Annotated in this window: 11 protein-coding genes; 6 read left to right on the forward strand and 5 right to left on the reverse strand. The window is 45.4% G+C overall.

Going from position 1 to position 14,970, the window contains the following annotated elements:
* Positions 1-900, forward strand: a complete 900-nt coding sequence (locus GQA99_RS07480) for a patatin-like phospholipase family protein (RefSeq protein ID WP_206194570.1) — start codon at positions 1-3, stop codon at positions 898-900.
* 164 nt (positions 901-1,064) lie between these two features.
* On the opposite strand, the gene GQA99_RS07485 is transcribed toward GQA99_RS07480, so the two are convergent.
* From GQA99_RS07485 to GQA99_RS07495, 3 genes are all read right to left on the reverse strand, one after another.
* Positions 1,065-2,771 carry an amidase gene (locus GQA99_RS07485; protein ID WP_160053269.1) on the reverse strand — a complete coding sequence of 569 codons (1,707 nt, stop codon included), beginning with the start codon at positions 2,769-2,771 and terminating at the stop codon, positions 1,065-1,067.
* A 119-nt stretch (positions 2,772-2,890) separates the two neighbouring features.
* Positions 2,891-4,003 (reverse strand): agmatine deiminase, encoded by a 1,113-nt coding sequence (gene aguA / locus GQA99_RS07490; RefSeq protein ID WP_160053270.1) that lies wholly within the window; start codon positions 4,001-4,003, stop codon positions 2,891-2,893.
* Positions 4,004-4,278: 275 nt separating this feature from the next.
* Positions 4,279-7,365, reverse strand: a complete 3,087-nt coding sequence (locus GQA99_RS07495; RefSeq protein WP_160053271.1) for a choice-of-anchor O protein — start codon at positions 7,363-7,365, stop codon at positions 4,279-4,281.
* 246 nt (positions 7,366-7,611) lie between these two features.
* Here GQA99_RS07495 and GQA99_RS07500 point away from each other — a divergent pair, with 246 nt between their 5' ends.
* The gene (locus GQA99_RS07500) at positions 7,612-8,907 is read left to right on the forward strand and encodes a sigma-54 interaction domain-containing protein (RefSeq protein WP_160053272.1); all 1,296 of its coding nucleotides are present in this window, start codon (positions 7,612-7,614) and stop codon (positions 8,905-8,907) included.
* Positions 8,908-9,005: 98 nt separating this feature from the next.
* Here the strand turns inward: GQA99_RS07500 and GQA99_RS07505 are convergent, their stop codons facing one another.
* Positions 9,006-9,644, reverse strand: a complete 639-nt coding sequence (locus tag GQA99_RS07505; RefSeq protein ID WP_160053273.1) for an NAD(P)-dependent oxidoreductase — start codon at positions 9,642-9,644, stop codon at positions 9,006-9,008.
* 202 nt (positions 9,645-9,846) lie between these two features.
* On the opposite strand from GQA99_RS07505, the gene GQA99_RS07510 reads away from it, so the two are divergent.
* Genes GQA99_RS07510 through GQA99_RS07525 form a run of 4 tightly spaced genes read left to right on the forward strand, consistent with a single transcriptional unit; the run spans position 9,847 to position 14,014 of the window.
* Complete coding sequence (locus GQA99_RS07510) at positions 9,847-11,361, forward strand: cryptochrome/deoxyribodipyrimidine photo-lyase family protein (protein WP_160053274.1); 1,515 nt, start codon at positions 9,847-9,849, stop codon at positions 11,359-11,361.
* A complete protein-coding gene (locus tag GQA99_RS07515) occupies positions 11,351-11,500 on the forward strand; it encodes a DUF2256 domain-containing protein (RefSeq protein WP_160053275.1) in 150 nt (49 codons plus the stop codon). Before GQA99_RS07510 ends, GQA99_RS07515 begins: the two co-directional genes overlap by 11 nt.
* A 1-nt stretch (position 11,501) precedes the next feature.
* On the forward strand, positions 11,502-13,088 hold the full coding sequence (locus GQA99_RS07520; protein WP_160053276.1) for a cryptochrome/photolyase family protein: 1,587 nt from the start codon (positions 11,502-11,504) through the stop codon (positions 13,086-13,088).
* Positions 13,089-13,117: 29 nt separating this feature from the next.
* Entirely contained in the window at positions 13,118-14,014 is an 897-nt protein-coding gene (locus GQA99_RS07525; protein ID WP_160053277.1) for a LysR family transcriptional regulator, read from the forward strand.
* On the opposite strand, the gene GQA99_RS07530 is transcribed toward GQA99_RS07525, so the two are convergent.
* Positions 13,907-14,821, reverse strand: coding sequence for an alpha/beta fold hydrolase (locus GQA99_RS07530; protein ID WP_160053278.1), 915 nt, complete (start codon positions 14,819-14,821; stop codon positions 13,907-13,909). The genes GQA99_RS07525 and GQA99_RS07530 overlap by 108 nt on opposite strands.
* Positions 14,822-14,970: the final 149 nt, after the last annotated feature.

The raw sequence follows: 14,970 nt of genomic DNA on the forward strand, positions 1-14,970 counted from the left end.
ATGAGAAAGCGAATACTAACGCTGGTCACATTACTGACAGTGGCAACGCTGGGGTTAATGGCTTGCTCATCGCCAAATCTTTATAACGATCTGATATACAAGGATCTTAATGCTTCAACGCCAACAGTCAATGCAGAGCACCAGCTTGGCATCGCTTTTGGTGGTGGCGGTATTCGTGGTTTTATGCATTTAGGCGTTATCAAAGCTTTAGAAGAGGCAGGGATAAAACCCAATGTCGTCAGCGGCACGTCTGCAGGTTCAATCGCGGCAACGTTATACGCGTCAGGTATGAGTTATCAAGCTATGGCCGCAGCCATTGAAGACGTGGGGATGAGCGATATTGCCGACTTTGTATTGTCATCAAAAGGCTTAGTTAATGGTAAAAACCTATCCGATTGGATAAACGCGCAAGTAGAATATGACGATCTTGCGGATATGCCGATGCCTGTGGCGGTTACCGCGACCAATATGACCACACACAATACGGTGACCATTCGTTCGGGTAATCCGGGCCATGCAGTACAAACCTCATCGACGATTCCGGGGGTGTTTATTCCGGTTGAGCACCAGGGGGATATTTTGATTGATGGCGGGATCTTCAGTGTCGTGCCGGTTTACGCAGCCAAACAGTTAGGCGCCAAAAGGGTCATTGCTGTCGACATTTATTGCCACAACCAAACTCAGCCTCAAGTGTCTGCCAGCCAGTTAACCCTAGCCGTATTTAGGATGCAAAGCTGCAGACTGTCGCAACCAGAACTAGACAGTGCCGATATTGTGATTTCACCTTTATATGAGCCTAATGGCATTGGCGGATTCGATGACAAAACACAAGCCATTCAGGCAGGCTATTTTGCAACAAAGGCTGTGATACCGCAGATTAAAGCGCTACTGTTAAATTAAACGATAACCGACTAAGTTGGGTATTAACCTAGGTGATACCAGCAAGCTTAAGTAAAACATGTGTAAAACCTTAATTCTAGATAATAAAAAAGGGATTGGCTTTGATAAACCAATCCCGTTTTCAATAAGTGCTTAGCGTTTAATTTAAAACTTAAATTTAGCGCTTATTGACTCAGCGCTGGCGTGCGTGGAGGAATAACGCGTTTGTTGCCTGTCGATTCAAATGCACTCGCAAACCTCAGCAGGTTATTGTCGTCATAAGCACGGCCTGCAAACGTTAACCCAACTGGCATGCCAATATCAGCCATCACGCCCATTGGTACGGTCACTGTCGGCACACCTAAGTGACGAATCGCCAGGTTGCCGTTAGCAACCCAAACACCGTTACTCCAGGCGATATCTGCCGACGCTGGGTTTACATGCGCATCAGCAGGACCAACATCAGCCACCGTTGGGAACAACACAGCATCGAGTTTTAGCTCGTCCATCCAGTCTTCTAAATCCAACTTGCGGGTTTTTTCTAGGCCGCGCAAACCATCGGGAACGCTGTCGATTTGGTTATACGACTTAAGCCCTCTTTTGGCCATGTTGACGTATTCATCCATGCCTGCGGCTAAATCCCCTTCACGATTTGGTAAGGTGCCTAAATCATGGGGGAAAATCAAATGGCCGTTCACGTCAGACAGTTTGTTCAGTTTAGGGTCATTATTGGCGCGCAAGAATTCATCTAAAGCCCAGCCAGAAAGCTCCCATAACTCATCTTCCAAAAACTCTGGTGTCACTATACCGCGGTTGTAAACGGTTGGCGCACCTGGGCGGTCACCTTCGCAATTTGATACCAGCGGAAAATCAACTTCAATGACTTCAGCGCCAGCGGCTACCAATGCTTTACGAGCCGCTTCACAAAGGTCGATTACCGATGCACGGGTATTGATGCGCTGACCGGTTGGACCACCAAAACCTGGATTTTCGCTGGTGCCAGCCAATTCATCTTTATTGATAAACATACGTGGCAGCCCGAAACGCTTACCTTTAAGCGCGCCAGCTTGAGCGGCAAGATCCAGATAAGATTGTGGACGCACTGTAGAGGCTTTTGGGATTTCAACCCAGGGTTGCAGGCGCCATAAGTCACCGCGAGTTATTGGGTCGTCGGCAACAATCACGTCAAGCACTTCTAGCATGTCTGCCATGGTGCGAGTGTAAGGCACTACGACATCCATAGTCGGGGTCAGTGGCCAGTTACCGCGCACAGAAATTACCCCGCGCGAGGGCGTGTAGGCACACAAACCGTTATTTGATGCTGGGCCACGACCGCTCGACCATGTCTCTTCGGCTAAGCCAAAAGCAGAATAACTTGCGGCAGTGCCGGTGCCTGCACCATTAGAAGAGCCAGAAGCGAAAGGTGCGGTAAGGTAATTGGCGTTATATGGGCTTTCGGCACGGCCATAATGGCCGCGTTGCATGCCACCATTAGCCATAGGCGGCATGTTGGTTTTACCTAGGCATATTGCCCCTGCTTCACGCAGACGTTCAACGGCAAAAGCATCGTATTGGGCCACTAAGTCTTTAAATGCAGGGCTGCCCGACGCGGCCGTTAATCCCTTAACCAAATAGCTGTCTTTTACAGTATAAGGAATGCCGTCAAGTGGGCTTAGTGTTTCGCCACGAGCCCTTCGCGCATCTGACGCCTCGGCTTCTTTTAGCGCATCTTGATTGCGCACCACCAAGGCATTTAGCTTAGTCTCTGTGGCTGGGCCGTCGTAAGCATCAACTCGCGCTAAATATGACTTAACCAGTTCAACCGATGTAGTGCGGCCTGATTCGAGTGCGGCACGTAACTCAGAAATAGAAATCTCAGTAACTTCGAACATGTTAAAACCTCTTCTTGAAAGGCAATTGTGTAAAAGGTTAATTGCTCTTAAAGATAAATATCGTGAAAGACAGTAACTTAACCCACCGTCTTCCTTTGGTTTTTGGTCTAGGTTTTTATTTATTGTCCAGAAGGAATTTGCTGGGTAATACAATGAATATTACCGCCGCCTAATAAAATCTCACGCGCTGGTACACCCACAATCTCATACTCGGGGAAAATGTCCTGCAATTTTTGCGCAGCAATATCATCTGTTGCTGGGTCAAGCAGTGGGAACACAATGCGCTGATTGGTAATTAAAAAGTTCACATAAGAACCTGCTAAACGTTCACCCGCTGTGCGTGGAACGCCTGTGCCCTCTTCTACGCCTTGAGCTTCTTCTTCGGTGCAATATAACGGACCTGGTTGTGGCATTAAATGAATTTTTAATTTACGCCCTTGTGCATCTACCGCATTTTGTAACACATCTAAAGCCGCTTTTGAGCGAGGGTATTGTGGATCGTTTTGATCATCAGTCCAATGTAAAATCACTTCGCCTGGGCGAGCAAAACAGCACATATTATCAATGTGTCCGTCGGTCTCATCCATGTACACGCCATCTTCCAACCAGATAAACTGCTGTACATTTAAATACTCAGACAAATAAGCTTCTATCTGCTCACGAGTCAAATCGGGGTTGCGGTTGCTGTTAAGTAAACACTCAGCACTGGTCATGCAGGTGCCTTCACCGTCGACATGAATTGAGCCACCTTCAAGAATGAGTGGCGCGCGATAACCCTCAAACCCATGTTGAGCGTTCATTAACTGCGCAACTTGCTCGTCTTTATCCCACGGAGAGTACAAACCACCGTTATGACCACCCCAGGCATTAAAACCCCAATCAATACCGCGGCATTCGCCCTTGGCATTTACCACCACTGTCGGGCCAGTATCACGGGCCCAGCAATCGTCGCTATCGATTTCAACCAAGGTTACATGAGCAGGCATAACCGTCTTAGCCTGTGCTAAAAATGCCTTGGGAACGCCCATGTATACTGGTGTTACAGCACCAATAGCATCGGCAACGTTTGCAAATGTTGCTTGAGCATAAGCCCCTGCTGCGCGCCAATTATCTGGGCGATGTGGCCAAAGCATCCACACAGCTTGCTGAGCCGCCCATTCGGCTGGCATGTGAAAACCATCTTGTGATGGCTTTGTAGATAATTGTGTGGCTTCCACATTTGCATTGGTCATGAATTTTGCTCTCCAGTAATGCTGAAAAAGATAATATTGTGCGCCCTAATATAGGACGAAATTCTGGGTGAATTTGAGCTTAGTCAAAATATGGCAGGTATCATATCATTTAAGCCTGTTTGCGCTAAATACTTGTATGCAGGCCATTGATAACTATTTTCAATATATTGAGCGCAAGATAACCCAGCACATATCGGGCGAGACTCTGCGCAAAAAAAAGCCCCCTTTGTCGAAGGAGGCTTTCGCTAACACGATTAAATCAAACCAATGATTCGTTAGTTTTTGCTTCTACGGGTTAATAGCCCAAGTCCAAAGACACCTAGTAGCAATTCAAGTAACCCTAGGCTACCACCACTACTGCCAGATGTGGTGGTTGCTGTTGAACTCAGTACACCCACAGTAACGGGGTCAACAATAGTGCCATTGGCTGCACCATCATCATCAAGAGCTCCGCCATCAGTGATACTGACTTGCAGCTTGTTGCTGTCGATTAATACCCAATCATTGGTATCTACTTCAACTGTCGAGCCGTCTGATTTTACTTTGAGCAACACAAAATCTGTCGGTAACGCACTGCCAAAATCAATGGTTACGACAATCGTACTACCCACTGCAATACCGGTGACGTTATAACTAAATTGCGGCATAGGATAAGTGTATTCGGTACCTGTTGCAGTGGTTTTAGACACAATAAGGCCGGTTACACTTCCCTGGTCTACCGTAATAGGCTGGGTATAATTGTAAATGTAGGTGCCATCATCAAGTAACGTCATAGGAGCACCTGCATCTTCAAGGTCTGCTTCTGCACGGTATCTCACCACGGTATCTTGATAACCAGCAGCATCTGTTGAGGTTTCCATCCATACCGCATATAAATTGTCACCATTAGGCTTCATTCTAAGTTGTGATTCAAAGTCCGGTTCGCCTTCTGGATCTAATGGCACGGTAATATTGGCAGATAACAATTTAAGAGGCTCGTAAGTGCGGCCGCCATCTCTGGTTTTGGTGACAAACACATCAAGTTCAGTACCCGTACCAATATGCGCTAAGGTATTTTTGATAGAACCCCAGGCTAAAATAAAGGTATTAGGATCTTGGCAATTTTCACCATCAGGTGCATTAACAGGATCGCATGCAGAGGTACTATTAGGTGCCCCCACAATACGTGGTTCCTTAATGTCTACTTCTAGTTCAGGTAGATAGTTAGTCAAGTTTTGGGTACCCGTCCAGGTATGGCCACCATCGTAACTACGACGAGTGAAGAAGTTATAATTATCTTCGGTGGTGTACTTGGCCAATGCCCAGTCTGATGTATAGCTGTAACCAAATAGGATGATATCACCGTTGATCGCGCCACGATGTGCTCGGGCATCTTCAAGGTTATTGTTCTCACTTGTAATCGTTAAAGCTTCAATGGTCTTGGTTGTATCATCAGTGGTGACTTCTGCAAATGCATTAGTACTTAGGTTGATTGCGCCAGAGTTGTTAATACGATCTGATAGCGTAACAGGTGGGATGTGGTCTCTGTCTTCATCGGTTAAGTAGTAATTACAACCACCAGCCTCCTGATAAGTGACATCTAAAACCGCATCACCGTCAACAACGTCAACCGCATTCCCAATACCATCGACATAACCACCAACACCATCAGGATAAACAACCGTTCCTGTCGAGGTCAGTACATAACGGGTAAATGTTGTAAAACTGGTATCGACAGCAGGGGTAAAATCAAGCGGTGTTAAGCCTGTGTTTGTGGCTTCTTCTCCCACTATGCCAATGCGGCCCATAATGTCAGAAGGACCACCCTGGTCATACGCCCCTTCTTTCCAGAAAACCATCATCTTGGTACCGCTTTGATTAATGGCTTCATCCATGCCTGCAACTTGATTATAGAAAAAGCGCACGCGTCGCGCATTTTCTCCAGGATTACTAAGCACACAACCAATACGTGCAGGGTCTTGCCAATCGGGGGACTGATAAACATCACTGATCACGCCTTCAGTATCTGAATAGGCTACTTGCGTATCTTCAGCGTTGTAAACGGTGCCATCATCGGTAAAGTTGCCTTTGGCGCCAGGTTGATTCTGGTTTTGAGAATTACCTGTTGAGCTGCCGCCTTTTTGCAAACCTGAGCTAAAAGCGACATTAATAAAACTTGCAGGTGGCTTGTCGAACGTAAAACGGTGATAACGCACAACCTTACCAAAATCGACACCTTCACCGCCGCCTTTGGTTTCTTCATAGGCAATAATAGTGACAGGTTTTTGTCCAGGTACTTGCACTAAACCTAAATTGGCCCGTGATGCTCCTTCTTTACCGGTTTCGACTAATAAAGGCTGGTTGTCAGCACACTCAGGTTTTGTCGCACAAACCGGATCAAGGTAGCCGGTTAATTCGGTAACGACATCATCACCTTCACGTTTTTTGAACGTTTTGAAGTTATTGGTAACACGAGACACATTGGCAGCAAATGAGATATCAGCAAGCGCGGGCGCTTTCATGTCCTCAATATAGGTATACCAAATATCGGTGCCTTTATTGACATTCGCACCACTGGCACCATCGCCTGGTCCATCGGCATCTCCAGTTTTTAAGCCTTCAGGGTCTTCTTGCCAGGAAACGTTCCACGCTACTTTAGTACCGTCACTGTAAGTGGTTGCATGCGGTGTATTTTGCTTGGCATCTCGTTCACCAAAGCTTAATTGCTCGCGCTTCCAGGTGCCGCCTGTAGGCGTATTATTTGCATCGACTGCACTGGGGTTTTTAGTATAAGCAATATAAGTACAACTAAAAGGTAACTGTCTCCCCTCCCGATCAATGTAGGTCGATGCCCCTTGATGATAATTATAATCTGGCATGTCATCATTAAGGCTAGCATCATCCGTACCTATTGCAGGACAGTATTTACTATCCCATGTCACAGCGACATAACCGCTCGCGGCAAAGATACTCGGTTTGCCTGAATCACCGTAAAAGTCAGCGAGAGACACACCACCATTACCATCGGTTACCCAGTAACTTTGTTTTGAGATTTTGCGTGCCGTATCTGAAATATTGACGGGCAAACTCCAGGTCACTCCGTCATCTTTAGAAACGCGTACAAAAATATCCTGTGCAGGATACTCTTTTTGCGCTTTTACGTCATAAACGGTCTGGTTTTGACTATTACCATAGGCATAGGTACTGACTAAATCGCCATTAGGCAGCCTGACAATTTTACCTTTAGACGCTAAATCTTCAGTGAGTACCCCACCATCATCATGCGGAGATATAGCTGTAACCTCACTTGCTAAGGCAATCGAACAGGTTGCGCTTGAAAGGTAGGCGGCGGCCATACAATAGAGTAATTTTTTAAATTTCATAATAAAATTTCCTTATTGTCATTATTAAATGAAAAATATTATTGTTAGTTTTCTATCACTTAACCCCAAAATTAATTGGATGCTGTATGTACAGCAATGACCGCGCCATAATGATATCCGCACAAAGAAATCGCGATAAACACTGATAAATATCAAGTTTATGTGTTTGATTGATATATATAGTTTTTGTTTTTGTTAACATAATTGTCATAAATGACAATTATGTTGGCAAAAGTGGAGTCAGTTATGCAGATAAGCCAAAAACAAGGCAATGAAGATTTTGCCATGATGCTAAATGCTTACGATTGCCCAGCCATTTTAGTCACGCCGCAATATCAAATATTGGCGAGTAATCAGCACTATCTTGAAAGTTATGGAAAGATAGATACAAGCAAACCGGCTTATTGCTTTAAGGTGTCACATAACAATGATTGCCCATGTGAGCAGGCTGGAGAGCCCTGCCCATTATCTGCCGCGTATGCTTCTGGTAAAAAAGAACGTGTACTGCATATTCATCACTCACCACGCGGCAAAGAACATATCGACATCGAAATTTTGCCGATATTAAACGACAAAAGAGAGATAACATTCTTTGTCGAATTGTTAAAATCAGTCACCCTGGCCAACCCTAAAATTGGCAATAATGAAATGGTTGGTACCAGCCCTGCATTTAATCAACTAGTCGAAAATATTACCCGTGTAGCCCCTACTGAGGCATCCGTGTTATTAGTGGGTGAAACCGGTACAGGTAAAGAAGTCGCTGCATCGGCGGTGCATCTTGCCAGTAATCGAAAAGATCATCCAATGGTGATTTTAGAATGCTCTGGCTTGACCGAAACCTTGTTTGAAAGTGAGTTATTTGGCCATATAAAAGGCGCGTTTACCGGTGCGCTGTACAATAAACAAGGCCTGGTTGAAGTGGCACACGGCGGAACATTGTTTTTAGATGAAATTGGCGACGTGCCTTATGAATTACAAATCAAACTGCTACGTCTTATTGAAACCGGCACTTATCGTCCCGTTGGTGGAAAAGAAACTAGGCGTTCAGATTTCAGACTGATTTGCGCAACACACCAAGATATTTTAGCCATGGTAGAACGGGGCGAATTTAGGCGAGACTTATACTACCGAATTAATGTGTTTCCGATTCATATCCCTTCTTTAAAGGAACGCAAACAAGATATTGCCCTGTTAACAAGAACCCTTCTTCAGCGAATTGATCAAAGCGGTCAATATAGCGTGACAGATTGCGCCATCAACTTGCTCAAAAAACATGATTTTATGGGCAACATTAGAGAGCTGCGTAATATATTGTCACGGGCATTAGTTTTATCAAACACCCCAATAATTGATCGTCATGTGATTAAAACCTGTCTTGAGATCGATCGTAAAACTCGCGGGGATTCAGGAACAACAACAGATTTGAAAAAAAATGAGCTTAACTACCTAAAGCACCTCATTGACAGTGTCGATGGCGATAAAGATAAAGCCGCAGCATTAGCGGGTATTAGCACTCGCTCACTGTATAGGAAAATACAATAGCGAAAGCGCCATATAGAAGGTCATATAAGCGATTTTACAAAACAAAACAGGCTACTTGAGCCTGTTCTGTCAAATCACGTCAATCTCACTCACGAACCCTAGTATGCAACACTAATACGTTGGTTAATGTGCTTAGCATTTTCGGCTTCATCAACTATGGCTTTAGCATAATCAACTACTGACACACGGCTTTGACCTTGTGCATCGGTAAAGAACTCATCGCCGCCTAAACGGTATGGCGCTTCAGATTCACCCGGAAAAATAATCGCTGCAGGGCTAACGTAAGTCCACTTAACAGCAGAATCTGTACTGCGAAATACAGCTAATGCCTCACCTTGCGCAATGGCTTCGGCTTTGTACTCTTCAGGAAATTCAGGGGTTGATACCAACGTCACCCCAGGGGTAACTTCTAGGCTACCTGCACCACCAACCCACAACAAACGTGGTGAGCCAGCTTGCGCTAAATCTTGCAATAACTGCTGTGCGGTTTGCGCAACGATTTGATGATTTTGTGTAGCGCGCCCACCAATAGAGGCGATAACCACATCAACATCTGTAAACGCAGTCGCAACATCTTGTGCTGACATTTGGGTAATATCAAGGGTACGAACAGGCACATCTTGGCTGACTTTATTGGCGTCACGCACCACGGCTATAACCTCATGACCGCGGCTAATAGCCTGTTGCATGATAGTTCCACCAATCCAACCGCTTGCGCCTAATACTGCTAGTTTCATTTTTCTGTCTCACTCTGGTCATTAACAATGGAGCCAGTTTATAGATGACACATTTCGAGATAAATAGACATTAACGCGCTTAATTGTTTCACTTTCGATACTAATCTGGGTGTAAAAATAACAAATAAAGCAATCTAAACCGCTAAAAGTATCGTATTTAATCTGATTAAGGGTTAGTTATCCATCACGAGGCTTTAGGTTCATGCTCAGCAGCAACAAGCAATCAATTAATATTGTCTGGTTTAAACGCGACTTGCGCTTGTCTGATCACCCGCCGTTAGTTGATGCCTTTAATCATCATTTGCCTTGTTTGCTGATATACAACTTTGAGCCATTAATGCTGGAAGACTCCCATTATAATGATCGCCATTGGCGCTTTGTTTGGCAGTCACTGCAAGATATGAATCAACAACTTAGCCGCTATGATGGCCAGGTGCATGTGTTTGCCATGCCAATGCTAAATTTACTCGAAAAGCTGACTGAAATATTTACCATTAACACGCTATTTAGCCACCAGGAAATCGGCCTAAACAACACTTTTGAGCGCGACAAAGCCGTGGCCAATTGGTGCCAGCAGCACGCTATTCAATGGCAACAATCTCCGACAGGCGCGGTTATTCGTGGGCGTCGACATCGCCTGGCGTGGGATCAGCATTGGCAACAAGTGATGGCCAGCCCTATTGCAGTGCCTAATTGGCAACAGTGCCAATTTCAGCCCTTTACAGATAGTCAGGTCATGGAGCTCAAGGGCAACATAACCGAGCCAAACGATAACTTTCAACCCGGCGGTCCTAAACAAGCCCGAGCGATACTGAACAGTTTTTTAACTCATCGCGGTAAAGATTATCAACGCAGTATTTCAAGCCCAAGCCTGAGTCGAACCCACTGCTCGCGATTATCTCCGTATTTAGCGTGGGGAAATATCAGTCTAAGGCAGGTGTATCAGGCGACAATGACTCGTTATCAAGAGGTACAAACCAGCAATAGAGCCTGGAAAAAACCTTTGTTAGCAATGATGTCTAGATTGCATTGGCACTGTCATTTTATGCAAAAGTTTGAAAGCCAATGCAGCATGGAGTTTACGCCTGTTAATCCAGGTTATGAGGATTTCCCTTATCGTAATGATGACGATGTCGAGCGAGATATTCAGCGCTGGGCAGAAGGGCAAACCGGCATTCCAATTATCGATGCCTGCATGCGCTGTTTACGTCAAACCGGTTATATTAACTTTAGAATGCGCGCCATGCTTGTTAGCTTTGTAACCCACCATTTAAACATTCACTGGCAACTAGCCAGCCTACCATTAGCCAATTACTTTCTCGATTTTGAGCCGGGTATTCATTATCCACAGTTGCAAATGCAAGCCTCGGTTACTGGCATTAATACCATTAGATTGTACAACCCGATAAAGCAGTCTCAAGATCAGGATCCACGTGGCGATTTTATTCGCCAATGGTGTCCAGAGCTTAACAATTTACCCAATGAATATATCCACCAGCCCTGGTTACAGCCGCCAATGGAAGCAATTTTTAATGAAGTGATGTTAGGTCGAGATTACCCCGAGCCCATGATAGACATTACCTTAGCCTCGCAAGCCGCTCGCGATCGTTTATGGTCTTATCGCGATAAACCGCAAGTACAACAACACATTGCTGCGGTGCTAACACGCCACGTGCGTCCAAAGCCTAAACGCACAAGGCAGCAGCATGGCACATAAAAAACCACATCTTGAGCATAAAATCTGTCTGGTGTGCCTGCGCCCATTTGCATGGCGCAAAAAATGGGCTAAAGATTGGGATCATGTTAAATATTGCTCCGAACGTTGCCGCCGTCACAAAGCTGATTTAAAGGAATAAAATGACAACCGTTTACAACACTATTTCGGCCTCACTGTCACCACAAACTCACACATTGCGGCTCATTTTAGGCGACCAACTCAATGCCTCCCACAGCTGGTTTAAACACGTAGACCCGGCTGTGGTGTATGTGATTGCCGAGCTCAAGCAAGAAACCGCCTACGTTAAGCATCATGTGCAAAAAGTGTGTGCTTTTTTTGCTGCCATGGCGCAGTTTGCCGACGCTTTAGCTCACTGCGGCCATCAGGTGATGTATTTAACGTTAGATGAAACCCAACCATTTACTGATTTGCCAACACTGCTTGAGCATCTCTGTACTCAGCACCAGCTCAATACCATTGAATACCAACAGCCTGATGAATACCGTTTAGCCACGCAACTCAGCGAATTATCATTGCCAGGCATTAAAAGTACCTGCCATGACAGCGAACATTTTTTGTTGCCTTTTGACGATATTAAACGTGAATTTACCGCCAATAAGCACGTTAAAATGGAGTTCTTTTATCGCCGCATGCGCAAGCGCTTTAATGTGCTGATGCAAGACGATGAGCCCTTAGGCGGCCAATGGAATTTTGACCAACAAAATCGTGAAAATTTAAAAAAAGCCGACCTTCAAGATATTCCAGCGCCTTTGTTATTTGCCAATGATGTGAGCAACATTATTAATCGGCTCGAGCGGCATCACGTCGCCACAATAGGCAAAGCTGAAAACCAACTATTGTGGCCAGTTAATCGCCGCCAATCTCGGCAGTTACTTGATTATTTTTGCCAGCATTTATTAGTTCGCTTTGGCCGTTTTCAAGATGCCATGACCGAAAATAGCCAGGCAGATTGGAGCCTGTACCATTCGCGTTTATCGTTTGCCATTAACGCTAAAATCCTTTCGCCAGGCGAAGTCATCAATAAAGTCATTAGCCATTGGCAAGCCAATCAAACCGAAATATCACTGACACAAGTTGAAGGATTTGTGCGGCAAATCTTAGGCTGGCGAGAATATGTCCGCGGGATTTATTGGATCAATATGCCAGACTACGCAACTAAAAATGTCTTGCAAGCACACAAGCCTTTGCCTGAATATTTTTGGACTGCTAACACTAAGATGAACTGCATGCACCACGCGATTAAGCAGTCACTCGACTTTGCCTATGCTCACCATATTCAACGGTTAATGGTGACGGGCTGTTTTAGTTTACTCGCTGGCATTAATCCAGACGAAGTCGACCAATGGTATTTAGGCATTTACATTGATGCCATTGAATGGGTAGAAATGCCCAACACCCGCGGCATGACTCAATATGCCGACGGCGGTATTGTAGCCACCAAACCCTATGCAGCCAGTGGCAACTACCTCAATAAAATGAGCGACTATTGCAAAAGCTGTCATTACAATGTCAAACTCAAAACAGAAGCTAACGCCTGCCCTTTCAATAGCTTATATTGGCACTTTATTCAGCGTCATCAACAACAATTTGGCCGTAATCCTCGCATGACGATGGTGTATAAAAACTGGCAAAAGATGGACTCTGCGACTCAGCAAGCCATTATCCATAAAGCCGAAGTACTGTTAGCCAACCTCGACAACTTATAAGCTTACGTAAACCAAACACCAGGAGAGTCATGGACAAGATATCAGCCATACGCAGCTTTGTTGAAGTCGCCAGCTGTGGCAGCTTTACTCAGGCGGCTGAGCAACTTGGGTTAAGCCGCTTACAGGTGTCTCGGCACATTAAAGACGTTGAGCAATGGCTGGCGCTACGTTTGTTGCACCGCACCACTCGCCGCGTGAGTTTAACCCTACAAGGCGAAGAAGCGCTCAACTATTGCCAACGTATTTTAAGTGAAGTGGCCGCCATGGAAAGCCGCGCCAACAGCCACAATAATGAATTGGTTGGCAGCATTCGTATTGCCTCCCCAATCGGACTTGGGCAACATAAACTCTTTGATGTGGTTGAAGCGTTTTGCCAGCAACACCCAAAAGTGAATATTCAGTTGTTACTGTCTGATAATATTTCGCAATTGGTTAGCGACAGAGTCGATATTGCATTGCGTTATACCCATCAGCCCGATGAAAGTTTAATCGCCAGACGCTTAATGCACATCGACAACGTAATATGCGCCTCACCCGACTACTTAGCCCAACATGACGCTATTTTGGTACCTCATGACCTGTTAAAGCACAATTGCTTACGTCATTCGAGCCAACCACACTGGGAAGTGATTGACGAGACTCGCTCGCACGTACTTGAGATAAAGGGTCACTTGCAAGCCAATGAAATGGGCGTATTGATTAAAGCGGCATTGCGCGGAAATGGCATTGTGTGTTTGCCAACCGATTTAGCCAACACCTACCTTGAACAAGGTGAGTTAATTGATGTATTACCCCACACGACGACGCCGGGTAAAACCTTATGGGCAGTGTATTTGTCGCGCAGTTATCAACAAAATGTGGTTCGCGCCTTTATCGACTTTACGGCCAACGCCTGGCAAGACGATATTGATAAATGGCAACGCTAACTTTATACCAATTCCATTAATTATCTGCAGTAATTGCTGTGGCTGGTCTAGACTGACATCATGGCCACAATCGTTAATTTGATGCAGTTGAGCTTGGTAAAACTGCGCTAATTGCTCGCTGCATTTGGGGTCGGCAAGTTTATCTTGATTACCCACAACCACCATTACCGAGACTCCCGTTAACACAGGGCAATCAAATCGCGCCGAGGCATAAATCTGCCGTAAGCCATTGCTAAAAGAGGTGTGACATTGCTGGCGCAGTTCGCTCCAGGCGACAATCACTTGAGAGTGTTGCGCTAACTGTTGGCTGGTAAACGCTAACACTGTGGCTTCTAACCAATGATGCGGTTTTTGGGGTTGGCTGCTCGCGACACGGTTTTGTATCGCACTGGTCAATACCTTTGCTAACGAGACTAATAATCCCCCCAGTTGAAAGCGCTGATACCAGGGCGATAAGTTTGCCGCACTGCTGTTAATCAGTACCACTTGCTTAACTCGCTCAGGACATTGTGCCGCCATGGTTAATGCCAACATACCGCCCATCGACAAGCCGACAAGAAGTAACTGAGTTTGTTCTGGACGCTTATGTTGAGCGAATAAAGCCGCATCAATTTGCTGCCACACCGCGGCGGAAAAATCTGCCATCTTTATCGGGCTTTTTTGCGTCACCAAAGTGCCATTGCCGGGCAAATCAACGCAAATAACATTGAATAATGACAAAGCGGTTTGCTGGCTCAATAGCTCATCAAATCCATACCAATGACGACTGTCGCGCATAAGTCCTCTGAGTAAGACGATGGTGGTCATTGCTTCGCCCTCATTACCTAAGTTACCTGAGCTTCGGATAAGAAATTAGCTCCCCAAAGGAACTAAATGCTCGTTCCTTGATCCGATCATTCGACCAAGAGTGATTAGAAAAAGGAACGAGCATGAATAAATTAGTTGAAACCTACTGT

Origin of the sequence: Shewanella litoralis, assembly GCF_009828585.1 — a bacterium.
Classification (GTDB): domain Bacteria; phylum Pseudomonadota; class Gammaproteobacteria; order Enterobacterales; family Shewanellaceae; genus Shewanella; species Shewanella litoralis.

Coding starts and splice junctions, on each gene's coding strand:
- aguA (WP_160053270.1), bottom strand. CDS start 4,003: ATGACCAATGCAAATGTGGAAGCCACACAATTATCTACAAAGCCATCA.
- GQA99_RS07530 (WP_160053278.1), bottom strand. CDS start 14,821: ATGACCACCATCGTCTTACTCAGAGGACTTATGCGCGACAGTCGTCAT.
- GQA99_RS07510 (WP_160053274.1), top strand. CDS start 9,847: ATGCTCAGCAGCAACAAGCAATCAATTAATATTGTCTGGTTTAAACGC.
- GQA99_RS07520 (WP_160053276.1), top strand. CDS start 11,502: ATGACAACCGTTTACAACACTATTTCGGCCTCACTGTCACCACAAACT.
- GQA99_RS07480 (WP_206194570.1), top strand. CDS start 1: ATGAGAAAGCGAATACTAACGCTGGTCACATTACTGACAGTGGCAACG.
- GQA99_RS07525 (WP_160053277.1), top strand. CDS start 13,118: ATGGACAAGATATCAGCCATACGCAGCTTTGTTGAAGTCGCCAGCTGT.
- GQA99_RS07485 (WP_160053269.1), bottom strand. CDS start 2,771: ATGTTCGAAGTTACTGAGATTTCTATTTCTGAGTTACGTGCCGCACTC.
- GQA99_RS07495 (WP_160053271.1), bottom strand. CDS start 7,365: ATGAAATTTAAAAAATTACTCTATTGTATGGCCGCCGCCTACCTTTCA.
- GQA99_RS07500 (WP_160053272.1), top strand. CDS start 7,612: ATGCAGATAAGCCAAAAACAAGGCAATGAAGATTTTGCCATGATGCTA.
- GQA99_RS07515 (WP_160053275.1), top strand. CDS start 11,351: ATGGCACATAAAAAACCACATCTTGAGCATAAAATCTGTCTGGTGTGC.
- GQA99_RS07505 (WP_160053273.1), bottom strand. CDS start 9,644: ATGAAACTAGCAGTATTAGGCGCAAGCGGTTGGATTGGTGGAACTATC.